The organism is Gemmatimonadota bacterium (assembly GCA_021295815.1).
Lineage (GTDB): Bacteria > Gemmatimonadota > Gemmatimonadetes > Longimicrobiales > Gaopeijiaceae > JAGWBQ01.
Genome location: JAGWBQ010000004.1, coordinates 1 through 23,748 on the forward strand (window position 1 = coordinate 1; position 23,748 = coordinate 23,748).

Here is a 23,748-nt window from a genome sequence, read left to right on the forward strand (position 1 = left end):
AGAAGGCCGTCGGTCCCGAGATCGGTCAGGGCCAGGAGGTGGCGCGGCGCGGCTGCGAAGCTCCCGGCCGACGTAGGCGGATCGGTCACAGGATGTAGCGGCGGAGATCCTCGTCTTCCGATATGCTCGCGAGCTGCCTGCGTACGAATTCCCGATCGATGGCTATGCCTCCTTCCGGTCCTTCGGGGAGCTCGAAGAGCACATCTTCCAGCAGCGTGGTCATCACCGTGTGAAGCCTGCGGGCGCCGATGTTCTCCAGGCGCTCGTTCAACCTGGTCGCGATCCGGGAGATCTCTTCGATGGCGCCGTCGGTGAAGGTGACCTCGGATCCGTCCGCTTCGATGAGCGCGGCATACTGCTTCGACAGAGCGTTCTCCGGCTCGGTGAGTATCCGAACGAAATCCTCTTCGGAGAGCGATCGCAGCTCGACCCGCACCGGGAAGCGTCCCTGGAGCTCGGGGATGAGATCCGAGGGCTTCGAGAGGTGGAAGGCGCCAGCGGCGATGAAGAGAATGTGGTCGGTGCGCACCAGACCGTACTTGGTGGTGACCGCGCAGCCCTCGACCACGGGAAGGAGGTCGCGTTGCACGCCTTCCCGGCTCACTGCAGGGCCCCGTTCGTCGCGCGATCCCGCCACCTTGTCGATTTCGTCGAGAAAGACTATCCCGGTATCCTCCACTCGGTAGAGCGCGTCGTTCACGACCTCGTCCATGTCGACGAGCTTGTCGAGCTCGTCCTGCATCAGCAGGCGTCGAGCCTCGGCCACCGTCACCTTTCGACGTTTGGTCCGCTTGGGCAGGAGGTCCTGGAGCATGTCGCTCATGCCGTGATCCATCGAGGGGTCGCTCCCGCCGAGCGGGATCATCATCCCCTGGATGTTGGGCGCCTGGGAGATCTCCAGTTCGACCTCGCGATCCTCGAGCTTTCCTTCGTCGAGGAGCTTCCGCATCTTCTCTCGCGTCCGCTGTCTGCGTCCGTCGGTATCGCCCTGAGGTTCCGTATCGCCCACCGGGTTGGTGACGAAGACCCGCGGAGTCGTCGTCCGGCGCGTCGGCGCCGGACTCAACGGCTCCGGCAGCAGGAGGTTCAGAAGCTGCTCGGTGACGTTGCTCTCGGCCACCCCCTGCATCATCTCCTCGCGTTCACTGCGTACCAGCGATATGGCGATGTCGACGAGATCGCGGATCATCGACTCGACGTCCCGCCCCACGTACCCGACCTCGGTGAATTTGGATGCCTCGACCTTGACGAAAGGAGCCTCCGCCAGCCGGGCGAGTCGGCGCGAAATCTCGGTCTTCCCGACGCCGGTGGGTCCTATGAGGATGAGGTTGTTCGGCGCGATCTCCTGACGCATCTCCTCGGCTACGCGCTGTCTGCGCCAACGATTGCGCATGACGATAGCGACCGCCTTCTTCGCGGCGGCCTGGCCGATGATGTACTTGTCAAGCTCCTCGACTATCTGGCGGGGTGTGAGCTCGTCGACCCAGGGCTCGGTCTCGGCATCGGGCTCGAGCCCCGCCTCTCCGTCGGGCACGAGCTCCGGCCGTTCCGCGCTCACGATTCCTCCGCGGCGCTCGCCGTCGGAGCGGCATCGAGCTCCAGAACCACTATGTCCCTGTTGGTATAGATGCAGATATCTCCGGTAATCTCTAAGGCCGAGCGCACGATCTCGGCGGGAGTCAGGTCCGAGTGCGCCCTGAGCGCCCGCGCCGCAGCGAGAGCGAAGCCGCTGCCCGAGCCTATCGCCAGCACGTCGTCGTCGGGTTCGATCACGTCTCCGGTTCCGCTGACCAGGAAGAGGTGTTCGCGGTCGGCGACGGCGATAAGGGCGTCCAGCCGGCGCAGATAACGGTCGGTGCGCCAGTCCCGGGCCAGTTCCACAACGGCTCGCGAGAGGTTGGCGGGGTGGCGTTCGAGCTTCTCCTCGAGCCGTTCGAAAAGGGTGAAGGCGTCAGCGACCGCGCCCGCGAATCCGGCCAGCACCTTGCCGTCTCTGAGCTCGCGCACTTTGCGCGCGCTGCCTTTGACGACGGTATCGGCCATCGTTACCTGTCCGTCGCCGCCCATCGCCACCCTGCTCCGATTCCTCACCGCCAGCACCGTTGTGGACCGTGTCCGGGCGGTGCCGTCGGACATTTTCTCCATGTCGATCATGGCTAAAGCTAGCGAGGTTCGGCGACCGACAGTCCGTGGACAATCTCACGCGAGCACCGAAGGCGACGAAGCGCCGCGCCGGCCGCGGGGACGGACCTCTCTCACCGGGCTCGCGGGTGAGCGTCGAGGTAGGCCGCCCTGACCTTAGTCCGTGATATGTGCGTGTAGTCCTTGGTGGTCGAGAGCGACACGTGGCCGAGGAGCTCCTTCACTACCAGAAGGCTTGCACCGGCGTCGAGCAGGTGGGTGGCGAAGGAGTGGCGGAGCGCGTGAGCGGAGAGGCCGCGGGCCCCCGCCGAACATTCGAAGATACGCTTCACCGCGATCTGGATGGAGCGACGCGAGAGGCGCCGGCCCGCGCGGTTCACGAGCAGAGCGGACTCGCCCGGAACGACCGCCTCCAACCGGGCCGGGAGGTAGCGGTCGATGGCGACGGCGGCGGCGTCGGTTACCGGTACGATCCGTTCCTTACCGCCCTTGCCGAGCACGACGGCGCTTTTCGCCCGCCGGTGGATGCCGGTCAGATCGAGGCCGTGGAGCTCCGCCAGACGGATGCCGCTGCCGTAGAGCATCTCGATTATCACCAGATCGCGCAGGGCCGAAAGGGAGCCGTCGGCGGATCGGGCCTCGGCGAATTCGCAGACAGTCCGGGCTTCACCGGTGTTCAGGTGATCCGCGAGCTTGCGGGTGTGGCGGGGCGGCCGAACCCGCGCCGCAGGACTGTCGGTCACGACACCCTCGGCTTCCAGGAATCGGTAGAACGTCCTGAGGGCCGCCACCTTGCGGGCGATCGTGCGGCGCGAAAGCCCTCTGCGCCTGAGCCAGCCCATGAAGCCGCGGACGGCCAGGCGATCAATGGCGGCGTTCGACCATCCCCAGCTCGCCTCTCCCAGGTGCTCGGTAAGGAATTTCTCCATTTGCCTGAGATCGCTTCGGTAAGCCTTGACGGTATTCGGAGAAAGACCGCGTTCCTCGGTTATCTGGCGCAGGAAGGCGCGGAGGTGACGCTCCCGGCGAGGTGCAGGAGCTGCGGTGGATCTGGAGGCCCCCGCCGATTTCCGGGTCGGACTCACGATGCGGCCGGAAGGCTCACGCCGTCGAGCCAGACCTGAAAGTCCCGCTGCGCTCGCTCCGAGAGCAGCTTGCGTCGGACCGACTTGCCGCGCACCCGCTTGGCGAGCGGATCCACTAGCCCCCAGTTGGAGTTCATCGGCTGGAAGTTGGTCTCGTCCGCCTCGCGGAGATAGCGGCAGAGCCCGCCGATCATGGTTGTGGGCGGCGGAAAGGTCGGCTCCCGGCCGGCGAGAATGCGGGAAAGGTTGATCCCCGCCATCATTCCGCTCGTGGCCGACTCCGTGTAGCCCTCCACCCCGGTCAGCTGTCCGGCGAAGAGGAGGTGGTGGCGGTCGGGCGGGGACCCCCAGGAGGTCAGGGATCGGGGGGAGTTGACGTATATGTTGCGATGGATCGACCCCCAGCGCAGGAACTCGGCGTCGGCCAGACCGGGAATGGCTGCGAAAATGCGTCGCTGTTCGCCGATGCGGAGGCGAGTCTGGAATCCGACCAGGTTCCACATCTGACCCCAACGGTCCTCTCGGCGCAACTGGACGACCGCCCAGGGACGTTCGTCGTTCCGGGGATCGGTCAGGCCTATCGGCTTCATCGGGCCGAAGCGAAGGGTGTCGCGGCCGCGCGCCGCCATGACCTCGACCGGCAGGCAGCCCTCGAAGTACGGCACTTCGTCCCAGTCGTGGCCGGCGTGAGCTTCGCCTGCCCTGAGCTCGTCGACGAAGCTCTCGTACTCGTCCCTGTTCATGGGACAGTTCAGGTAGTCGTCGTCCTCGCCGTAGCGACCTGCGGCGAAGATGACGGAATCGTCGAGTCCGTCGCGGTGGACAATGGGGGCGATGGCGTCGAAGAACGCGAGCCCCGAATCGCCGAGCATCTCCCGGATCGAGCTCGCGAGGGGACCCGAGGTCAACGGACCGGTGGCCACGATCATAGGTCCGTCGGGAATGGAGGTCACCTCCCGGCGGATCACCTCGACGCCTGGCGCGCCTTCCACCGCGGCGGTCATTGCTTCGGCGAAGATACGTCGATCCACGGCCAGGGCCGATCCGGCCCTGACCCGGGCGCTCTCGGCGGAACGGAGCAGGACCGAACCCAGGCCGCGCATCTCGTACTTGAGCTGACCGTGAGCGTTGGCGGGATCTTCGCTCTTGAAGGAGTTGGTGCAGACCAGCTCACCGAGAAGATCGGTCCGATGCGCCTCGGTGCCGACCAGCGGGCGCATCTCGAAGAGCTCGACTCGATGGCCGCGCGCCGCCAGTTGGAGCGCCGCTTCGCAACCGGCCAGCCCTCCGCCCACCACGGCAACCGGCGGACGCTTTCCGGGCGACCCACCGGCATGGACCGTCGGCGGGTCCGAGCTGGTCGCTCCGGCGTGCGGAATCGTTCCCGCCGATCCCGCCGTCGGGCTTTCTTTGGCCGGTCCGTCGCATTCGGGCATCGCAGACAGTCCGGTCAGGTCCTGCCTCGGGTCCTTTTCCGGCGGCCTTTCGGTATTCCCTTTCGCTTCGGGGCGCTGGCCTTGGCCGCCAGAAGGCTTACGGCGGCGTCGAGGTCGATGTCCGTGACTTCCCGACCTTTAGGCACGCTGGCGTTGATCCTGCCGTCGGTGACGTACGGGCCGTAGCGACCGTCCAGGATATTGACCTGCTTACCGGACTCGGGATGGGCGCCCAGCTCGCGAAGCGGCTTGCGAGGCCCCTGCCTGCCTTTCCTGAGCTTTGTTCTTGCGCCATCGACCAACGCCACGGCCTCGCCCAGCCCCACCGTCCAGACGCTGTCCACGTCGGGCAGGTCGGCGTAGCTCCTCTCGCACCGCACCTTGGGACGCCCTCGCCAAAGACCGGCTTCCACCGCTGCGCCCAACACCGGATGCGGCCCCAGCTCGCGGGGGAGCCTAAGCATGCGCAGCGCCAGATCGAGGTCCACATCGGCCGGATCGACGCCCTCGGGAATGCTCGCCCTCTGCGGCTTTCCGTTCTCGCCGGCAGCCTCGATGTAGGGACCGTAGCGCCCCGCCTTCCTGCGGACGGTCCGCCCTGTTTCCGGGTCCCTGCCCAGGAGACTGTCCGCCGCGTTGAGCAGCGCCAGCGCCTCGTCCAGCGTGACCTCCCAGATGGCCTCGAAAGAGGGCAGGTCGGCGTATATGGTGCCGCACCTCACGTACGGCCCCACCCGCCCCGCTCCCGCGACGACGCTGTCGCCGGAAGCGGCGTCGGTCCCCAAATGCAATGGCAGCTCGAATATTCGAACCGACTGTTCCGTGTCGAGGCTGAACGGGTCGATGCCCTGCGGAACCGAAGCCTTCTTGGTCTGAGCTCCCTGATCTTCCATGGTGAGAAAGGGACCGAACCGTCCGAGATGCAGGGTGATAACCTCCTTGGTATCCGGATGCTCACCGACCCTCATGCCGTCGTCGAGCTGGCGCTTGAAGGGTGGGTAGAAGCGTTCCAGCACCTCGTGCCACTCCTCCTGGCCGGCTTCGATCAGGTCCAGAGTGTCCTCCATCCGACTCGTGAACTCGACGTCGAAAGTGTCGGGAAGAACCCTTACCAGCAGCTTGCCCACGAACTCTCCGTCTTCCGTTATCGTGAAGCGACGCTGCTGGAGAGTCACGTAGCCCACCGTCACTATCCGGGAGAGGATTTGCGCGTAGGTGGAGGGGCGTCCGATGCCGACTTCCTCCATCTTCTTGACTAGGCCGGCCTCGGAATAGCGCGGCGGCGGCTGAGTGAAGTGCTGCCTGGGCTCGACGTCGGTAAGCTCGGCCACGCTCTTCTCTTCGAGCGGTGGAAGGGGCTGCACGTCGCCCAGCGTGCGGTGGTCGCCGCTCTCGGTGCGCTCGACGTAGAGTCGGGTGTAACCGTCGAAGCGGAGGACCGATCCCGAGGACCGGAAGAGGTAGCGGTTCTTCGGCCGCCTCACATCGAAGTCGGCGGTGGTGGTGTCGTAGACCGCCGGATTCATCTGGCTCGCCACGAAGCGCTTCCAGATCATCTCGTACAGTCCTGCGTGCGCGGCGTCGAGATGGTGGCGCACCTCGTCCGGATGGATGTCCACGCGAGTCGGACGGATGGCTTCATGCGCGTCCTGAGCCTGACTCTTCCTGTTGCTTCCGAAGTGGCGAGGCTTGGAGGGGACGTAGCTGTCGCCCATCTCGGACCGCACCCAGCCTCGGGCGTCGCTCACGGCCTCGAGCGAGACCCGGGTGGAGTCGGTGCGCATGTAGGTGATGAGACCGACTCGACCGCGCGAGCCAACCGGCAGACCGTCGTAGAGCTCCTGGGCGAGCCTCATCGTGCGCTTGACCGGGAGGCGGAAGCGCTTGGCGGCCTGCTGCTGGAGAGTTGAAGTGGTGAACGGCGGAGGTGCGTTCTTGCGCTTCCGTCTCTGGCGGAGCGCGGTCACCGTCATGGAGTCGAGGACGAGCTCGTCCAAGACCTCCTTCGCCGCCTTCTCGTCGGCGAGCTCCACCTTCTTCCGGTTGACGTGGTGGAGCCGGGCGATGAACGCCTCGCCCTTGAAGCGCAGGTGTGCCGTTATCGACCAGTACTCCTGCTCCACGAAGCGCCTGATTTCGTCTTCGCGCTCGTAGATGAGCCGAAGAGCTACCGTCTGCACCCGACCGGCGGATTTTCCCTTGGGCAGGCGACGGCTCACCAGGTAGCCGACCAGACGATCGAGAAGGCGTCGCGCCTGCTGGGCGTGGACACGGTCGAAGTCGATCTCGCTCGGGGAGGCGACGGCCTCCTTCACGGCTCTGCTGGTGACCTCGCGGAACCGGACCCGTCCGAAGCGAGAGGGGTCGCGATCGTAGCCCAGAAGCTGGGCCACATGGTAGGCGATGGCTTCGCCCTCCCGATCTGGGTCGGTGGCGAGAAGGATGCGTTCGGCGTTCTTGGCTCGCCGTCGCATCTCGCGCACGACCTTCTCCTTGCCCTCGACGACGCGGTAGGTCGGCTTGAAGCCTTTCTCGACATCGACCGCCAGAGACGCCTTGGGCAGATCCTGCACGTGTCCCACGGACGCGGTAATGTCGAAGCCGTTTCCGAGATACCTGCTCAAGGTGGTCGCCTTTGCGGGCGATTCTACGATTACGAGCGCCTTCGCTGACATGAAATCCTACATTCCCTTTCTTGGCGATCCTTCGGTGGCGGGCCCCATGTGCTCGCCGTCGTAAGCCGGACCGGTGAATGAAACGATCTTCGCCGCAAGCTCGGAGACTGTCAACTCATCGGTATCGATGGCGTGGTCGGCCTGAGCATAGAACGGCAGGCGAGTCGCCGCGAACTCCCGGAGGGTGTCGAGCAGCCCGGGGGCGGCGAGAAGCGGACGCCTGACGACTCCCTGGGGTTCGGAGTCCAGCCGTCGGACGGCCGTTTCGGGCCGTGTGCGCAGCCAGATGCTCAACGTACCGAGCGGAACCCGGCCAAGGCGGTCCATCGCCTGCGCGGCCCACCCCCCGCCCGGCGATACCACCACCCGGTCGCGTTCAAGGGAAACGCTCGCGAGTCGGGCCTCGGCCTCCCTGAAGGCGGGCTCGCCCCATTTCGTGAAGATTTCGGGAACCGGCATTTCGAACTCACGCTCCAGGCAGTGGTCGATGTCGACGAAGTGCCAGCCGAGTCGGCTGGCGACCTCCCGGCCCACCTCCGTCTTGCCGCTGGCCATGGCGCCCACGAGCACTACGCGTTCGACCTCAGGACCGGTCGCTCGCCTGGTCAGATTTTCCTCTCTTGCCAACCCCGCGCGGCGAGGCGAGCGAGATAGCCGTCGAAATTCCTGCGCAGCTCCGCAAGGGAGTCGCCGCCGAACTTTTCCAGGAACGCGTCCGCGAGCACCAGGGCGACCATCGCCTCGCCGACGACCCCGGCCGCGGGCACCGCGCAGACGTCGCTTCGTTCCACGGCGGCATCACCGACCGAGCCGTCGCGCAGGTCAACCGAAGGCAGTCGCTTGCGCAGCGTCGAAATGGGCTTCATGGCGCCTCGCACGACGAGCGGGTGGCCCGTAGTGATGCCGCCCTCGAAGCCCCCCGCCCGATTCGTGGCGCGTCCGAAACCGCCGGAAGCCGGCGAGCCCTCGCGCGTGATGGGATCGTGCACCCGCGAGCCCGGTCGGTGCGCACCTTCGAATCCGAGCCCCAGCTCCACACCCTTGACGGCATGAATCGAGGCCACCGCTCCCGCCATCCTTCCGTCGAGCTTGCTCTCCCACGTCACGTAGCTTCCGAGTCCGGCGGGCACGCCGGTCGCGACCACTTCGAACACGCCCCCGAGAGTGTCGCCGGCGTCCTTGGCGTCGTCGATCTCGGCCATCATCATTCGAGACGCCTCCTCGTCGAGACACCGTACGGGATTCCCGTCGGCGGCCGAATTGATGTCGACGGGCAGTTCGGTCGGACCGTGGCCGATCGAGCCGATCGAGACCACGTGGCTCCCGATGGTGATGCCGAATTCGGCCAGCAGTCTCTTGGCGACTGCGCCGCAGGCCACCCGCGCGGCGGTCTCGCGGGCGCTAGCTCGCTCGAGGATGTCGCGCACGTCCCTGCGGTCGTACTTGAGGATGCCGACCAGATCGGCGTGGCCGGGGCGGGGCAGGTAGTGGGGGCGCAGGGCCTTGGGATTCTCGTCCGAGGCGGGCCGCGCATGGCTCATCGCCTTGGTCCAGTTCTTCCAGTCGCGGTTCCGGATGAGCATGGCGACCGGTGACCCGAGCGTTTCGCCGAGCCGTACGCCGCTCACGAGTTCGGCCCGGTCGGACTCGATCTTCATGCGTCGTCCCCGTCCGTAACCGCCCATTCGTCGCTTCAGGTCGGGGTCGACATCGCGCTCCATCTCGAGCGACAGCCCGGCAGGGATTCCCTCGATGAGGGCGACCAGGCCCTTGCCGTGCGATTCGCCGGCCGTATGGAAAGAGATGCGCTTCACGGTGTCCTCAATATCGGGTATCGGAGCGGAGGAGGGGCGTCGGTCGATTCCCGACCGGATCCTCCGAGCCGGGTTTCTCACCCCGGCCGACGATGGTCGGGGTCACCAATATCACCAAATCCCGCTGGAACACGTTGTTCCGCGAGACCCGGAAGAGCCGACCGATCAAAGGGATGTCCATAAGAAGAGGGATACCCGAGAGCGTTTGAACTCGCTCCCGTTGCGTCAGTCCGGCTATGACTAAGGTTCCTCCGTCCTCGACGAGAACCCGAGTGCGCGCCCGCTGCGTGCGAAATATGTAACCGACGTCCGAGGCGGCCGGTTCCGCCGCCGATCGCTCCGCTTCGAGATCGAGCACAATGCCGCCGTCGGCCGTGACCCGGGGAGTGGCTCGCAAGATGATGCCGGTTTCCTCCTGGCTGACCTGAGCCGTGGGAAAGGTGCCGTCGCCGCCCGATCCGACATCAATAGTGCGGATGGGGGTTACCTCACCCACATGGATTTCCGCGAGGTGGCCGTCCAGAGTGGTGACTCGAGGCTCCGCCTCGATCTCGCTCATCCCTTCGGCTTCGAGCAGATCGAGGAAGGAGTCCAGGCTGTAGCGTCCCAGCACGAGCGTGGCGAGGAGCCTGAGAGCGGGCGAGGCGATCCTCGATGCGGCGTTGCCCAGGGCCGCGATGGAGTTGCCTCCCAGAGAGACTCCGGGTTGGCCGCCGCTTTCCGCACCGGCGTCGGGAACGGTCGGGAGCGAGTTCTCACCCTCGGGAGAGGCCGGACCGGGGTCGCTCGTGTCGTCGTCGCCGTTGGCGCCGCCCGCACCCGTCTCCGGTTCGGTAAGTTCGAAGCTCAGCCCCATCTCGTTGAGTCTGGTGCGATTGACGAAGACGATGCGCGCCTGAATCGAGACTTGGGCCATCTCCACGTCCACCTGGGCGAGGAGGTCCTCCACCGCAGGATGCAGTTCGGGCAGGTCGGAAACGACCAGCGCGTTCCCCGAAACCGAGATGCTTCCACGCGCGCTGAGGACCGGTCTGACGCTCTCGGCGACCGCGGCGGCGTCGACGAAGCTCAGTCGGTAGGCTCGGGATTCGAGGGGTGCGACATCCCGGCGAGCGGCGAGACTCTCGAGCGTGAGAACGTGGACGATGCCGAACTCGTCCTCCTCGGCGTAGAGTCCGAGCGATCTCAGGATCGCCTGCAATGCGACGTCCCAAGGCTGGTCGTTTATCTCGACGGTCACCTGCGGGTCGATGCCGGCGGGGGGTATCACCGATTTTCCGGTGAACTCGGCGAAGGCGACGAGCACGCTGCCGAGAGGTTCCCGATACCAGCTCGTGGATATGCGCTCCGCCTCCTGAGCCGTGATCGCGGGGACAGGGAGGAGTACGACGAGGACAACCAGCGCGAACGCCGAACGGATCCGCGGACGATGCGAGGTCACTATCTCACACTCCTGTTTCCGGGACCCGTTCGCCCTTTTCCGGGACCCGTCGGGCGAGGGGGACGCTCCGCCCGCACGAATAGCGTTCTTCTCGAGGCCGGACCCAGACCGCTGACCTCGACCACCGCCGAGTCGCCTGCGGCTGCGACAAGCGTCACTCCGTCGACCGACTCGCCGGGACGTGCTCGTAGCGAATAGGTCCTCTGCGGGAGATTTTGCGGGCCTGCCGAAAGCGTGAAGACGACCAGGCTGCGTCCATCGCTGGGGGATACGATGATTCCGGAGAGACGCAGCCCTTCGAGACTCCCTCCCCGATTCGCCGCTGCGGGAAGGAATGGGCGTTCCCGACCGGGTGTCGCGGTTCCCCCGTACGAGGACCGCATCCGCTCGAGATCCGGGCCAGGTGGAGCCTCGGCCGGGCCGGACCGGGCCGGGTCCGCCTCCGGTGGTCTTTCGGCAGCCTCCGTCGAGGCCCCCACCGCATCCGGGGAGGAGCCTGTCGAACCGTCGGCCACCGCCGGCTTATTCGCGACCCAGCCCCGGTCGGTCAAGGGTCGCGCTCCCTCGCCGAACGCGTAAGTGTCGACGGAGAGCTCGACCGTGAGGTCGGGGTCGTCCTCCGATCCGGGCGGGGGGACGGCGACCGTCCGGACACCGGGTACGAACGCTCCACCCAATCCGGCAACAGCGCCGAGGAAGGCAGCGATCTCCGTATATCCGCCCCGGGCGCCTACGGAGAAGGTGTGGCGGTCGTAGACGGCGCCCGGCTGCGCCGCAGCAGGCTGGACCATTACCTCGCGCAGACCGGAGCGGCTCGCGACCTCGGTGAGCGCCTTAACCTGCCTCGCCGGCCGGAGCGTGTCGAGCACACCCTTCTCCAACTGATCCACCCGGAATCGGAGGAGGTCGAGGTCGCCGCCGTCCGGCTTCGGATCCGGGAGGGACGCATGTTCCGCCTGGAGCAGGGCCAGACGCCGGGCGTCCAGCTCCAACTGCTGTTGACGGGGGATGACGAGGTAGGTGCGCGCGGGCAGCACCGCGATCAGCGCCGCCACTCCCAGCAACATGAACTGTTTCCGGGAGCTGCCTGACTGATGTGGGATATTCGACTTGAACATGGGATCGGGGCTATCGGGCTTGTGGACGATCAGCTTCCGGCGGGCCTCCGGGAGAGGGTCGGCGGAAGTGGAGGACGAGAGAGAAGCGATGGCTGGGCAGCCACGAGACCGAGCGGTCGGTGTCCACCGACTCCTCGGCGACCGAGGCAAGCTCGGGGACCTGGCGCAAACGGTCCTGGAATTCGGTGATTCTCGCGTAATCGTGCGCGACCCCCTCGATACGGGTTTGGGACGGTACGCTCGCCGGCGCGAGGGAGACGATCGAGGTCAACCAGAGGCCGGCGGGCATCGCGGCGACGATCTCACCAAGAAGGCGACGCCAGGCGTCCCGGCCGAGGTAGACGGCTTCCAGCGTTTCGGCACGCCTGGCGAGCGAGTCGCGAAGGGCGTTGACGTCGATTCCCTCGTCGAGCGGACCCGCCAAGGCGGAGTCGGCGACCGCCCGCGAGAGGGCGGCGCCGAGTTCCGAGCTTCGACGGGAGAGGGTGTGAAGCGAAAGCAGCGTGTAGGTCAGGCTTCCCAGGATGGAGAGCGCAAGAAGCCCCGTCTGCCACGGAACTCGCCATTTCTCGGCGACCTGCGCCCTTCCTCTCGGATCCCCTCCGGTCTCGACCTCGAGCAGGTTGACCTCTATCACGACGGGCTCCCATGTCGGTCCGCAGGCATTCCGCGCGAGCGCAGCGAGCGGCTACACACCGCGTAGGGCGAGTCCTAGGGCTATCCCGAACTGCGGAGCCTGGGAGTCGAGGTCGAAGTCGCAGGTGAGCTCGGGTGCGAAGCGAGCTCTGCGGAACGGGTTCAAGGCTTCGCACTCCACGAGGAGGCTCTCGCTCAATGCGGAGATGAAGGTCACGTCCCGGCTCACTCCGCCGGTGACGAAGATTCTGCCCGGCTCCAACGCGTCGGACCCGGACGACCGGGCCGTGAGGGTGTCCAACTGGTCCGCAGCCATCCCCGCGCTCTCCTCGGGGTCGTCGAGGGCCGCCCCGGAGGTGAGTCGGAAAGAGCCGGAGAAGACCAATTCGCCCTCGGCCACGACATTGGCGACGCTACGCGTACTGCCCAAGTCGAGGAGCAGACAGGTGCCGCGCACTGCGGACGGAGCGGCGAACATGAGGGCGTTGTGGAGTGCGGTAGCCTCCGTATCCATCACCTCCGGAGGCCTCCCGGCCCTCTGGAACATCTGCATCCTCGAGGCGACGAGATCGCGCCGCGCCGCCACGGCCAGAACCGGTGCGCTCGCCCGACCGGGGTCGGCCACGAGGTCGCGATCGTCCAGGTCGACGGCGAAGGCGTAGTCCTCGGGAGTCTCCCCCAACTCCGACTCGACCCACGAGTCCGCCTCCCAACGCACGATTTCCTCGGGGCGACCGCGGCTCCCGCCGGTCAGGACCACGCGAGCGACCGTGACTCCTCGACCGCCGACCGCCGCTACCAGGCGGGGTTTGCCGGGGAGGCTCTTCAACGTTTCGGCCAGCGCCGAGCCCCGAGCCTCGTCGCCTTCGAACCCGTCGTGGAGCCGGACTCCGACGACCTCGGGCTCGTCGCCCGCGTGATCGACGACCACGGTCCTTATACGATCGCCTCCGACGTCGATGCCGGCGGAGGTCGATTCGGGTGTTCGCGCAGGTAGCCAGCGCATCAGAAGGGTCCCACCAGTCCGGTGAGAACGATCGGTCGACGGAGTGAGGGAAGAGCGAGGGATTCGGCGGCCCAACACGCGGAGGCTCTGATGCTCGACGAATCCCGGAGCGCCACCCACCCTCCTGCGCGCACGAGCCCTCTGACGTCGGATCCGGACTCGATCGTCACGTTCCCCGCAGCCATTATGTAGCCGCTGTGAGCGTGGCCGGAGAGAGTGAGGTCGCCCAACCCGACCAGAAGGCCGGTTCCGGCCGCTCCCCCGGTGCGAAGATGACCGTCGGCCACCACCACCGTCGTGTCGTTGATCCGTAGCGCCAGCGAGTCCGCATCGAGAAGCCCGAGAGCGAGCGGGAAGCTGCCTGAAAGGGATACCGCCGGCAAAGTCGGGCGCAGCGCGGCGACCCGGCCGCCCCAACCGCACCCGGACGGCGGGGCGTTGATCGTGTCGGCGAAGGCGACCGTCTCCACCGCGGTCCCCGCTTCGCGCTGGAATGACCTTGCGGCCACCAGCGCCCGCGCCGCCGCTACCTGAGCCGCCGGGTCCATGATCCATACCGCATTCGCGACGACGGGTGAAACCACCCGCCCGACCCTGGCTTCGCCCCGGACCAGCCAGAACTCGTCGGAGAGTCGGAGGAGCTCGGCCGTGTACGAAATCCGTCCGGCGGAGTCGGAAATGGCGCCGCCGGTCGACCAGACCGCTGTTGCGTAGCTGGTCGGGGTGACGCCCAGCGCGAGCAGGCGCGCCGTGCCCATCTCGGCCGCCCCACGCGCCTGAAGCTGCATGACCCCGGCCCGGGCCACGCGGTACTCGCGCTGGGCGACCACGATCATCCCGTGTGCGAGGGCGGTCAGGGCCAAAGCGACGACGAGGACGGAAACGAGTGCCGTCCCGTTAACGCCGGCCGGTCCGCCAGCCGTCTGTTCGCGGCCAGAGTCGGTGCTGGGCCGGAAGCTTCGCCGGCCGTTCACGGGGCGCCGCCGGTCAGCCGGGTCCACCTCCGCCAGCTGGTGTCCTTGGCGGTGAGCAGAAGATGAAACCCTCCCAGGCTGTCCACGAAGCGGGTGCCCGGGGTCCGCAGCGCGCCCGGCGTGATGGGCTGCCGACTGCCGGATCCGGCGAGGTTCTTTCGCGGGCGGCTTCGGTAGGAGAGAACGGTGTCGACCACATGGTAGGATCCGCGCTCCCAGTGCCTTCCCACCATCGGAACCGCCGATGGCGCCGGGTCGACGATCCAGCGACGGAGATCGAACGTCGTATCGGCCGGACACTTCGACGAGACCCTGCGGTCGTCTACGAGATCGAGCTGCTCCCACCGGCCGTTCGACCCGAGTACGGCCACCGAGTCCTTGCGCGCGTTCGGAAGACGTACGCCCTGCCACCGTACGTAGAGGGTGTCCCCCGACGTTAGGGAGAGGCAGACCAGCCCCACGCCGCGGTAGGCGCGCAAGCTTACCGAATCCGGCGGGAATCCCCGCCAGTCCGCGCCCTCCAGGCCCAGTCCGAGATCGGCGGCGATGGCGCTGCGGGCCACCCGCAGAACGACCAGTCGATCGACCTCCTCCCGCATGCCCTCCTGGAGCTCGTGCGTTCCCAGAAGCGCCTGGAGCGCGATGTGCGCGACCGCCGCGCCCAGGGTGAGAGCGATCAGCGACTCGAGGATCGTCCAGCCGCCGTTCCCCGTGCTCGGGCGCCGGCTCACCGCACCGCACCGCGTACCGCGAAGGAGTCCGCTCCCGGAACCCGCGCGGTGATGGTGAAGAGGTCGAGGGAATCGATCACCCACGATATGACCAGCCGGTCGGCGCTGTCGCGCCCGTTCACGCTCCCTGACCGCGACAGCGAGTCCCAGACAGCGTGGACTCGAACCAGATTCGATTCTAGGGCGCTCGTTCGATTCATCCGGGCAAGCGCCGTCGTCGCCATGCCCATCGCTCCAAGCACCGCGACTTCGGCGACGACCAGGGCCACGAGCGTCTCGACCAGCGTGAACCCGCGAGCTTTCAGCCTCAAGCCCGGGCTCGGGCGCGGCCCGCTCACTTGCGCTTCACCCTTCCGTAAGAGGAGATCACCAGCTCCTTCGAGACCGGACCGCGGCTCAGGGTGATGGTCTGACTTGCGACCGAACCGAGCCCAAGGGAGTTGAACCGCAGGGTTCGACTAGATCGAGGAAGGCCGTTTCCTCCGGTTCCCAGGCTGACGGCGACCCCGAAGTCGGCAAGAGCCAGCGGCGCGTAGCTCGAGTCCGGCGTCTCCACCCAGACCCGCCAGGGAGAGTTCGCGACGGTGATCTCCGCGCTCCCGGTCTCGATCGCGCGGCCGCGACCTTCCGCTATGACGGCCGCCAGAGCCTCTCGTGCGGCATTGAGTCTGAGGTGATCGCCGAACCGGAGCGCGGGCGGGAGAACCGCCGCTGCGCCAAGCGAGGCCAGGAGAAGCGCCGTCGAGGTCTCGACCAGGGTGAATCCTCGTCGCCGGCTCGCTGACCACCTGCGCGACTCCGCAGATTCCCCATGACCGCCCGGCATCAGCGCACGCATGTTATGTGACCGTCGTTGGCGGCGGTATCCGAGCCGATGGCGGGTTTCGACGCGACCGCTCCCGAAAAGGTCATGCACCCCTGCGAGCTGGCGAGACCCTTGTGCGAGGCCGTCGCCGCCCAACCTGTGGTGGTCGAGGCCGTGATCGACACGGTGACCCCGGAGGAGGCGACGAATTCGAGCTCGCCGATGGAGCCGGCATAGTTGAGCGAGTCCGCGTGGCGCACCTCCTGATGGAGAGCCAGGCTGCGCAGATCGGATTGGAGAGTGGCGAAGTAGGCTCGCTCGCGCGCGTCGCTGAAGCGAGGGATGGCGACGGATGTGAGTATGCCGATGATCACGATCACGACGAGGAGTTCGACGAGGGTGAAGCCGGACCGAGGCCCTGGCCGTCGCCCGCGCCCGAGGGGGACCGTGCCGGCGGTGTTCGGGTTCGACGGGTCGCGTCCGGGCGCCGCCGATCCTGTCGGGCAGCCCGCGCGCTTGAGGAATTCGTACATTTTTCGTCTCCTGAGATGCTGGTTGGTTGGGGCGATGCCCGTCGCAGATCGACGGGCGGGCGGCCGTGCCCATGCGTGGGCCGCGCTTCCCGGGAAAGATGGATGTTCGGGCGGGACAAATGAATGGCGTCTTGGGACGTCGATTCGGACGTGCGCAAACGTGTGCTGAAAATCCGGATGGGGATGTCGCCGGGAACCAGTAGGAAGGCGAACCCACCGCGAAGAAGGTGTCGGTCGGGTCGACGACCTTCTCACCGGCGGTCCGCGGACGGTGCGCCGCCGAAAGCGTGCACGAGCCCGCCAGCTGCGGAACCCGACGGCAGTTCGCCGGCACCTATCGGTCCGTGTACGGACCTCTCACGTCATGCGAACGGCGCTTTATCCACCCCGGACCGCAGCGCTCGGCGCCGATCTTCGGTCGCTTGAATGCTCCGCTCTCCTTTGTCGCGCCTTGGCGCGCCCTGCCGGCTCGCCACGTCGCCGCTCGCGAGATGTCAACGGCGGGTCAGTCGCGTCGCCGCTTCTCCATCACGAATGCGGCGAGGTTCGCGCCGGCCAGTGCGGCCAGGATCCCTACGCCGATATTGAGCCAGAGCCCGATCAGGTCGGAATCGTACCACATCTCGACCTCGGAGACGCCTGCCGGGACCGGCACCGCCCGGAGGGCGTGATAAGCCCGCAGAACCTCGGTTTCGGCTCCGTCGACCCGGGCCGACCACGCCGGATACCAGTTGTCGGCGATCACCAGAAGCGCCGGGCCGTCCGATTCCACCCGGAGCTTCAGGCGGTCGGGTTCGCGCTCGATCCAGGTGACGCTTCCCTGCGCCGGATCGGCGAGCTCGATCGGCGGCGGCTTTGCAAGGACCACCTCCGCTGCGGGATCGAAGTCGTCCGAGAGCATGTAGGGGACCGCCTCCGCATCCGTCTTCACCACGGCTCTGCCGACGAGTCTGGCGCGGGCGAGCCCGGGTTCCCGAATTATGGTTTCGTGGGGCACCCCGTTCCGGCTGGTCCGGCTCATTACCGCAGCTCCCAACAGTGCGTCCGGTTCGGCCGGCGGCCAGAATCCGGCCTCGCGAACGCCCGCCGTCGAGTTGACTACCGACACTCCCAGCTCGGCGTCGGGCCAGAGCACGTAACGCACGTTGAGCAGAGCCCGAATCCGGTGGCTCGTGTAAAGGTGCCTAGGTGCGCTCGACCCCTCCATGCCGATGAGTTGCCGATAGAAAGCCAGATCGTTCGGATGGTGCCCTCCGGCCAGCTCGATGCCATGGAGGGCCGGTTTGATGTCCTGCCCGTTTCCGCGGTCCTTGTAGGAAAGCAGTCGGTAGGGCTCCGGAGAGCCTGCGCGATCGTCGATGATCGATTGGAGGGCCGCCCCCGGTTGCGCCCAAGTCTCGAAGTCGAAGGTCTGGATGAACGCTCGGTCGATGCGGATGGGGTCGACGATGACCAGGAGGAGGATTCCGCCGGCGAGGGCCCGGGATCCCAGCCTTCCGTTCGCGTAACTCCACCCCAGGGCGGCGAGCGCGCCGACGAGGAGGAATGCGATCCACCCGCCCTGCTGGATATGGGGGAGCGCGACGGCGAGGCGTTGTGCCCGCTCCGGGGTTATTTCGCCGTACACCGTTCCGGTCCAGAGCGAAGTCAGAATACCGGCCTGGAGCAACAGGGCGACGACGCCCACGCCGCCGGCGGCGACGACCAGAAATTTGAGCCATCTCCGAGGCTGTCGGCGACGGTCGAGGGGACGCAGAATGCGGTCGACTCCGAAACCCGCAAGGGTGGCGACGGCGAAGCCGAAGAGGTACATCGCCTGCGAAGGCGCCCTGAACAGATCGATGCCTGGAACGACCTCGTAGAAGATGCGCCATACCGGCGTGTTGGCTCCGAGGGCGAAAGCCGCGGCTGTGACACCCAGCCCCAGCATGAACCAGCGCAGTCTGCGTCTCGCCGCTCCCGCGAAGGAAGCCGCCGCCAGCACCAGCACGACGAGGCCCGCGTACTCGCTGTTCAGCTTGAAGGCGTTGCGTCCCCAGTAGGTGCCGGTCGCCCAACCCGGTTCCCGTCCCACGTCGGCTCCAGGAAATTCGGGTACGATCAGTCCGAACGCCTCTTCGGGGTGGATCGACCACGAGCTCGACCAGGCGATCGCCTCCTCGCCTGTCGTCGCCTCGGAGGTCAGCGACCGGCGGGACCAGTTTGAGACGTGGTCGAAGGCCGGAAAGAGGAGACTGCCGGTCAAGGCGGCCCCTACCAGCGACGCCCCCAGGAAGGAACCGAACCCCACGAGCGGCCTAGTCATGCCTCCCGGCGCACCCGCCCGTCCCCCCTTCTTCGCATCCGACTCCGAAGCACCTTCCTCGACGGCTCCACGTGACTTTGCCCGCCTCGCGTCCAGCTTCGCCGTCACGGTTCGGAAGATGGCGAAGAGCCCGACCGCGCCGAACAGGAAATAGGCCATCTGGAAGTGCGGGGTCAGAATGATCGCCGCCACGACGAGCGCCAGCCAGGTGAAGCGTCCGAGGGAGGGCCGGGAGAGTTGGCGGTCGGTCGCCCAGAAGAGCAGGGGAGCGAGTGCGGTGACGAAGATCTTGCCGTCGTGCCCGGGATAGACGAGCGACACCATGACCGGCGCCAGCATGTAGCCCGTCCCTGCGACGAGAGCTCCGGCTCTGGATACGCCCAGGTGTCGAACCCAGAGGTAGGTCAGGAAGCCGGCCGCGACGATGTGCAGCACGAAGCGCCAGCTCAGCGCCCGGTGGATCTCCGACGAGAGCAGGAGAAGGAGCGCCGAAGGCGGGTAGAGAGAGTCGCCGTAGCTGAGCGCCTCGGTGTAGGGAGTGCCTCCCAGAACGTGAGGCGTCCATCCCGGCACCCTTCCCAGTTCCTTGAAGGCGGAGACGAACCCTTCGCGCATGACCGTGCCTGCGGGGATCTGGTCTGTGCCCCAGAGCATCAGGTCGGTGGAGATGAAGGACCAGAAAAGGACTGCGCCCAGCGCTGGAAAGAGCGCCCAAGGCACCCAGCCCGGAAGGACGCCGACGTCCTTTGTCGCGTCGGCAGGCTTCCGGCCGTCGCGACCGCCGTCTCTCGTTCGCGGTCTATCGCGGTCTCGCCCGGCTCCGGATCTTATTCTCCTCCCGGAACGGGATCTCAGCGGGCGACCCTCGGAATCGCCAGACTCTGACCCGGCCGGATCTTGTCGGTTCGAAGGTAGTTTCGCTGTTTTAACGCCTCGATAGTCGTCGTGTGATCGCGCGCGATCTTCCACAGGGTGTCGCCGTTCTTGACCACGTAAGTGAACTCGGCGACCTCCCCGTCGTCGGCGAGCTTGGCCTGCTGGGTGAGACGTGCGACGTAGTCGGAGTACTGCTTCGGAAAAACCGCGATGTGGAAGTGCGGCGGCCATCGCTCCAGGGTGGCCTCCAGAACTCCCTTCGCCTCGAGGTCGAGCAGGACCCTTTGAAGCCAGGACCTGCACGTGTGATTGTTGGGACGCCGCAGATCGACCGCCATGCCGGTCGGGTGTACGGAGCGGTCGGAGGCGTTCCTCGGCTGGTGACTCTTCGGCCTGGTGAGCGAGGTCACCACCAGTTGCTCTCCGCAGGCGGCCCGGTACTGGCCGGCCAGCCTCTCGACGAAAACCCCGACCTCGGCTCGAGCCATCGGGAACGACACGTCGTGCAGCACGAAATCCGGATTGGGCCGAATCTGAACGAGGAAGCCCCGTTCACGGAAACGGTATGCCTGCGCGTCGTTGGCGATGTAGGTGAAATCGTTCTGGCGTGCGACCCGGTTCTGGCGATCGAGGGAAGCGCGGCTTCCCCTCAGACTTTGCCCGGTCGCGACGAGAGGGTACGCCAGGCCGGCCGCCAAGCCTGCCAGCAGAGTCAGGAAGAGGGTACGCTTCATGGCGCTACGGGTTCGGGGCTGTGACGGCTTTAAGGATAAACGAGTGTCCTACGATGCGCAAGGTCGGATGTTCCATTCCCGAACGGCGCCTTCGGGGCGGACTCGCCGCTCCGCTTGCGCGCACCCATGACGGCCCGCAGCGAACTCGCGCGAGCAGCGAGCGTAGCGTCCGGCGCGGACTCGGCGTCCCGCTACCGTGGGAGGCGCCGCCCCTGAGGTGCTACGGAGCCTGCTCCCGACTTAGGCGGTCCGTCAGCCGAACGCCTCCGCGTATCGGGCGGCCACACGATCCCAATTGACGACGTTCCACCATGCGGAGAGGTAGTCGGGCCGCCGGTTCTGATAGCGAAGGTAGTAGGCGTGTTCCCAGACGTCCACTCCCAGGATCGGCGTGTCGCCCATCATGGCCGGCGTGTCCTGGTTGGGTGTGGATGAAATCGAGAGCCCGCCCTTCGGCGTAGCGCACAGCCACCCCCAGCCCGATCCGAAGCGGGTGACGGCAGCCGTCTCCAACCTGCCCTGGAAGGCCTCGAAGCTTCCGAAAGCCTTGTCGATCGCCGCAGCGATCGCACCGGAAGGCTGCGAAGCTCCGCCCGGGGTCATGATGTCCCAGAAGAGGGCGTGGTTGACGTACCCGCCGCCGTTGTTCCTCACGGCCTGACGGATCCCCCCCGGCAACCCGTCGAGATTCGCCACCAGATCGTGAACGCACCGGTCGTGGAGTTCGGGGTGCTCCTTGAGAGCGTTGTTCAGGTTCGCGGTATATGCGGCGTGATGCTTGCCGTGATGGATCTCCATCGTGCGGGCGTCGATATGTGGCTCGAGGGCATCGTGATCGTAACCGAGCTTGGGAAGTTCGAACGGGTAGGCCATGGAAAAGGGTGTTGAGGTGGTCGGCTTGCGGAGTCCGGGACAACTGGCGAATTCTATACTGGTTGGAGCTCCCGATCAAGCTCGCGGGCGCTCCTCCCTCTATCGGTCGGCACCATCCGTTCACCTGTGGAAGTTCGAGGTCTCATGGCGCAGCGAATTCCAGGCGCTCCCAGACGCATCCTGCTCGTCGACTGCGACGCCTTCTTCGTACAGGTGGCGCGACTCGAAGACCCGCACGGGGCGGGGAAGGCCGAATGCCTCGTGGTGGGTGGGTCGGCCAGCGGACGGGGAGTCGTGACCTCGGCCTCGTACGAAGCTCGGAAATACGGCGTGCGGTCGGCGATGCCGGCGGCGCAGGCCCTACGCCTTTGTCCGCGAGCGACCATCGTACCGGTGCCTCGGGACGCGGTCGGGAAGTGGAGTCGGGCGGTGCGGTCGGTCCTGACGGAGCTCGCCCCGGTCGTTCAGGCGGCCTCGGTGGACGAGTTCTACCTCGATATGAGCGGGACCGAACGGCTCTTTCCCGGCTCCTTGGCCGAGACTGCGGAGCACATCCGCCAACGGGTTCGGGAGGTTGCGAGCATCACGACCTCCATCGGAGGCGGGACACGGCGGGTGATCGCCAAGCTGGCGACCGGGCGCGCCAAGCCCGACGGCGTTTTCATCGTTCCCCCAGGAGGAGAGGAGGCCTTCATGCGAACCCTCGACCTGCGTCACATACCCGGCATAGGACCGCAGTTGGCGCGCGAACTCGCCGCCAAGGGACTGGTGAGCGTGGAGAGCGCATGGGCGATCGAGCCGGACTGGTTCGAGCGCTGGTTCGGGACCCGCCGGGGACGCTGGCTGCATCGCCGCATCCGCGGACTGGACGACAGCGAGGTGGATCCGCAGGAGAGGCGACGTTCGATCTCGTCCGAGCGCACCTTCGGAAGCGACATCGACTCCGATGCCGAGCTTTCTCGCCGACTGCTGACTATGTGCGGTTCGGTGGCTGCGAGGCTCCGTTCCAAGGACCTGCGGGCCCGCACGGTCACCGTCAAGATCCGAGACTTCGACTTCAGAACCCGTCAACGCAACCGGACGCTCGACACGCCGGTCGAGTCCGATACCGCCGTGTTCCGATGCGCCTCCTGCCTTCTCTCAGACCTCCGGGCGCGGCGGCGGGTGCCGGTGCGTCTTCTGGGGGTGGGGCTCGGTGGCCTGGAGGGGCCGGAATCGGGCGGGGCTCAGCTCGAGATCTTCCCCGAGTCCGCCGAGGGCAAGACGGTGACTCCGGAGACGCCTCGGGACCGTCACGTAACCCGAGCCATCGACGAACTGGCGGACCGCTTCGGAGGCGAGGTGCTCGTCCGGGGTTCGACGCTTCGTTCGAAAGGGCGGTAGAAGGGACGACGGGTCGGGCCGTGTCGGAATGCAAACCACCGGAATCCGGCGGCAACTCCCGCTGCCCGCCGTTGCGGCTATCTTCCATAGTTTGGTAGCCGAGGCCTCGAAGGTGGCCGGTCTCGCGTCCGAGACAGTACTTGAGCTTTTCCCAGGAAATGGATACCGAAGCCGAAAACAAGACCGTCGCGGTGACCAAATCGTCCGTCCGCGAGCCGCCCGCCGCAGCTGTTCGGCCGTCCGCCGACGCCCCCGGGCCCGACCTGTCGCCCAAGGTCTCCTTTCCGTCCAAGATCGCATCCTGGAAGGAAACGACTCGTGAAGCGGTGGCCAGGGCCGTCGCCGCCGGCCGGGGGCCTCTCAGCGTGGAGGATCTTCATCGAGAACTCCTCGACCCCGGATCCGACCAGGTGCGTATCGGGATCGAGAGCTTCGTCGCCCTGATCGAGGAGATGGAAGAGGTCTGGCTGGTTCCGAGCGGCGAGGCCGTGCTGGCCATTCCAGCCGGCGAAGGCAAGGCCGTCTTGGAGGGCCCGGTCAAGTTCCGCCTCCGGTCCGACGTCTTCTCCGCCTTCACCACGGTCAGGGAGGGAGGCACCTGGTACCTTCCCGAAGAGGACAGGATGGTCGCCGGAAGCCTCCACAGGTCGCCCCAGGAGGGTGCGGTGATGATCCCGCAACGCTCGTTCAGAGGGGAACTGACCATTCGGCAAGCCTTCATCGAACAGCTTCCGCAGGGCGTGAAACGCGATCTGCTTGCGGATGCGCTGGATGGAGACCGCCCCTTCGCCGCGTTTTCCAAGACGCTACATCGCACCAGCCACGTCCGCGGCTGGCATCACTTCCGTTTCAACCTGATCTTCAAAGACATCCGAGCCTGGCTCGCCCAGAACGATCTCGACTGGCATCCGGGCTGGCTGGAGCCGCCTGCGGCCCGAGGCGGCAGGTCGAACGGAGCCGCCTCGCCGGCAGTGGTCGAGGCCGAAGGCGCGGACGAGGCCGCGACCCCTCCCGCGCCACCGACCACCAAGCCCGCCGAACCCGATGCGCCCGCCGAGCCCGAGACGCCTCGGCAGCTCCTGGCCAGGGCGATCGCGGACCTGAGCTCGGAGGAGCTGAGCCGGATCTCGATCCCGGCCGACCTCGTGCTCGCAATCCTGGAAGCACGGCGCTGAGCCGAA

General features: G+C 66.8%; 21 protein-coding genes. 2 read left to right on the plus strand and 19 right to left on the minus strand.

Features of this window, described 5'->3' with window-relative positions:
• Positions 1-85: 85 nt before the first annotated feature.
• From hslU to J4G12_02180, 19 genes are all read right to left on the minus strand, one after another.
• Positions 86-1,534: an ATP-dependent protease ATPase subunit HslU gene (gene hslU / locus J4G12_02090; GenBank protein ID MCE2454593.1), complete on the minus strand. Its 1,449-nt coding sequence runs from the start codon at positions 1,532-1,534 to the stop codon at positions 86-88.
• A 20-nt stretch (positions 1,535-1,554) separates the two neighbouring features.
• Positions 1,555-2,136: an ATP-dependent protease subunit HslV gene (gene hslV / locus J4G12_02095; protein MCE2454594.1), complete on the minus strand. Its 582-nt coding sequence runs from the start codon at positions 2,134-2,136 to the stop codon at positions 1,555-1,557.
• Between the two features lie 119 nt (positions 2,137-2,255).
• The gene (locus J4G12_02100; GenBank protein MCE2454595.1) at positions 2,256-3,227 is read right to left on the minus strand and encodes a tyrosine-type recombinase/integrase; all 972 of its coding nucleotides are present in this window, start codon (positions 3,225-3,227) and stop codon (positions 2,256-2,258) included.
• Positions 3,224-4,663, minus strand: a complete 1,440-nt coding sequence (gene trmFO, locus J4G12_02105) for a methylenetetrahydrofolate--tRNA-(uracil(54)-C(5))-methyltransferase (FADH(2)-oxidizing) TrmFO (protein ID MCE2454596.1) — start codon at positions 4,661-4,663, stop codon at positions 3,224-3,226. The genes J4G12_02100 and trmFO overlap by 4 nt, the downstream gene beginning before the upstream one ends.
• A gap of 14 nt (positions 4,664-4,677) precedes the next feature.
• Positions 4,678-7,338, minus strand: a complete 2,661-nt coding sequence (topA, locus tag J4G12_02110; GenBank protein ID MCE2454597.1) for a type I DNA topoisomerase — start codon at positions 7,336-7,338, stop codon at positions 4,678-4,680.
• Between the two features lie 6 nt (positions 7,339-7,344).
• Positions 7,345-7,965, minus strand: a complete 621-nt coding sequence (locus J4G12_02115; protein ID MCE2454598.1) for a shikimate kinase — start codon at positions 7,963-7,965, stop codon at positions 7,345-7,347.
• On the minus strand, positions 7,944-9,143 hold the full coding sequence (gene aroC / locus J4G12_02120) for a chorismate synthase (GenBank protein ID MCE2454599.1): 1,200 nt from the start codon (positions 9,141-9,143) through the stop codon (positions 7,944-7,946). Before aroC ends, J4G12_02115 begins: the two co-directional genes overlap by 22 nt.
• A 16-nt stretch (positions 9,144-9,159) precedes the next feature.
• A complete protein-coding gene (locus tag J4G12_02125; protein MCE2454600.1) occupies positions 9,160-10,593 on the minus strand; it encodes a hypothetical protein in 1,434 nt (477 codons plus the stop codon).
• The gene (locus tag J4G12_02130; GenBank protein MCE2454601.1) at positions 10,593-11,660 is read right to left on the minus strand and encodes a hypothetical protein; all 1,068 of its coding nucleotides are present in this window, start codon (positions 11,658-11,660) and stop codon (positions 10,593-10,595) included. The genes J4G12_02125 and J4G12_02130 overlap by 1 nt, the downstream gene beginning before the upstream one ends.
• Before the next feature lie 61 nt (positions 11,661-11,721).
• Entirely contained in the window at positions 11,722-12,348 is a 627-nt protein-coding gene (locus J4G12_02135; protein ID MCE2454602.1) for a PilN domain-containing protein, read from the minus strand.
• A gap of 51 nt (positions 12,349-12,399) precedes the next feature.
• Complete coding sequence (gene pilM / locus J4G12_02140; protein ID MCE2454603.1) at positions 12,400-13,353, minus strand: pilus assembly protein PilM; 954 nt, start codon at positions 13,351-13,353, stop codon at positions 12,400-12,402.
• Positions 13,353-14,327: a hypothetical protein gene (locus J4G12_02145; GenBank protein MCE2454604.1), complete on the minus strand. Its 975-nt coding sequence runs from the start codon at positions 14,325-14,327 to the stop codon at positions 13,353-13,355. The genes pilM and J4G12_02145 overlap by 1 nt, the downstream gene beginning before the upstream one ends.
• Complete coding sequence (locus tag J4G12_02150; protein MCE2454605.1) at positions 14,324-15,058, minus strand: hypothetical protein; 735 nt, start codon at positions 15,056-15,058, stop codon at positions 14,324-14,326. Before J4G12_02150 ends, J4G12_02145 begins: the two co-directional genes overlap by 4 nt.
• On the minus strand, positions 15,055-15,369 hold the full coding sequence (locus J4G12_02155; GenBank protein MCE2454606.1) for a hypothetical protein: 315 nt from the start codon (positions 15,367-15,369) through the stop codon (positions 15,055-15,057). Before J4G12_02155 ends, J4G12_02150 begins: the two co-directional genes overlap by 4 nt.
• A 23-nt stretch (positions 15,370-15,392) precedes the next feature.
• The gene (locus J4G12_02160; GenBank protein ID MCE2454607.1) at positions 15,393-15,896 is read right to left on the minus strand and encodes a prepilin-type N-terminal cleavage/methylation domain-containing protein; all 504 of its coding nucleotides are present in this window, start codon (positions 15,894-15,896) and stop codon (positions 15,393-15,395) included.
• Positions 15,884-16,396, minus strand: coding sequence for a prepilin-type N-terminal cleavage/methylation domain-containing protein (locus J4G12_02165; GenBank protein MCE2454608.1), 513 nt, complete (start codon positions 16,394-16,396; stop codon positions 15,884-15,886). The genes J4G12_02160 and J4G12_02165 overlap by 13 nt, the downstream gene beginning before the upstream one ends.
• Positions 16,397-16,901: 505 nt before the next feature.
• Positions 16,902-19,355 (minus strand): hypothetical protein, encoded by a 2,454-nt coding sequence (locus tag J4G12_02170; GenBank protein ID MCE2454609.1) that lies wholly within the window; start codon positions 19,353-19,355, stop codon positions 16,902-16,904.
• A 197-nt stretch (positions 19,356-19,552) separates the two neighbouring features.
• A complete protein-coding gene (locus tag J4G12_02175) occupies positions 19,553-20,311 on the minus strand; it encodes a LysM peptidoglycan-binding domain-containing protein (GenBank protein MCE2454610.1) in 759 nt (252 codons plus the stop codon).
• Positions 20,312-20,563: 252 nt separating this feature from the next.
• A complete protein-coding gene (locus tag J4G12_02180) occupies positions 20,564-21,184 on the minus strand; it encodes a superoxide dismutase (protein MCE2454611.1) in 621 nt (206 codons plus the stop codon).
• A gap of 144 nt (positions 21,185-21,328) precedes the next feature.
• Here J4G12_02180 and dinB point away from each other — a divergent pair, with 144 nt between their 5' ends.
• Both dinB and J4G12_02190 read left to right on the plus strand, forming a co-directional pair.
• A complete protein-coding gene (dinB, locus tag J4G12_02185; protein ID MCE2454612.1) occupies positions 21,329-22,567 on the plus strand; it encodes a DNA polymerase IV in 1,239 nt (412 codons plus the stop codon).
• A gap of 140 nt (positions 22,568-22,707) precedes the next feature.
• Positions 22,708-23,742, plus strand: a complete 1,035-nt coding sequence (locus J4G12_02190; GenBank protein MCE2454613.1) for a hypothetical protein — start codon at positions 22,708-22,710, stop codon at positions 23,740-23,742.
• Positions 23,743-23,748: the final 6 nt, after the last annotated feature.

Coding starts and splice junctions, on each gene's coding strand:
- hslV (MCE2454594.1), bottom strand. CDS start 2,136: ATGTCCGACGGCACCGCCCGGACACGGTCCACAACGGTGCTGGCGGTG.
- trmFO (MCE2454596.1), bottom strand. CDS start 4,663: ATGCCCGAATGCGACGGACCGGCCAAAGAAAGCCCGACGGCGGGATCG.
- topA (MCE2454597.1), bottom strand. CDS start 7,338: ATGTCAGCGAAGGCGCTCGTAATCGTAGAATCGCCCGCAAAGGCGACC.
- J4G12_02130 (MCE2454601.1), bottom strand. CDS start 11,660: ATGTTGCTGGGAGTGGCGGCGCTGATCGCGGTGCTGCCCGCGCGCACC.
- pilM (MCE2454603.1), bottom strand. CDS start 13,353: ATGCGCTGGCTACCTGCGCGAACACCCGAATCGACCTCCGCCGGCATC.
- J4G12_02160 (MCE2454607.1), bottom strand. CDS start 15,896: ATGCGTGCGCTGATGCCGGGCGGTCATGGGGAATCTGCGGAGTCGCGC.
- J4G12_02165 (MCE2454608.1), bottom strand. CDS start 16,396: ATGTACGAATTCCTCAAGCGCGCGGGCTGCCCGACAGGATCGGCGGCG.
- J4G12_02170 (MCE2454609.1), bottom strand. CDS start 19,355: ATGCTCTGGGGCACAGACCAGATCCCCGCAGGCACGGTCATGCGCGAA.
- J4G12_02175 (MCE2454610.1), bottom strand. CDS start 20,311: ATGAAGCGTACCCTCTTCCTGACTCTGCTGGCAGGCTTGGCGGCCGGC.
- J4G12_02180 (MCE2454611.1), bottom strand. CDS start 21,184: ATGGCCTACCCGTTCGAACTTCCCAAGCTCGGTTACGATCACGATGCC.
- dinB (MCE2454612.1), top strand. CDS start 21,329: ATGGCGCAGCGAATTCCAGGCGCTCCCAGACGCATCCTGCTCGTCGAC.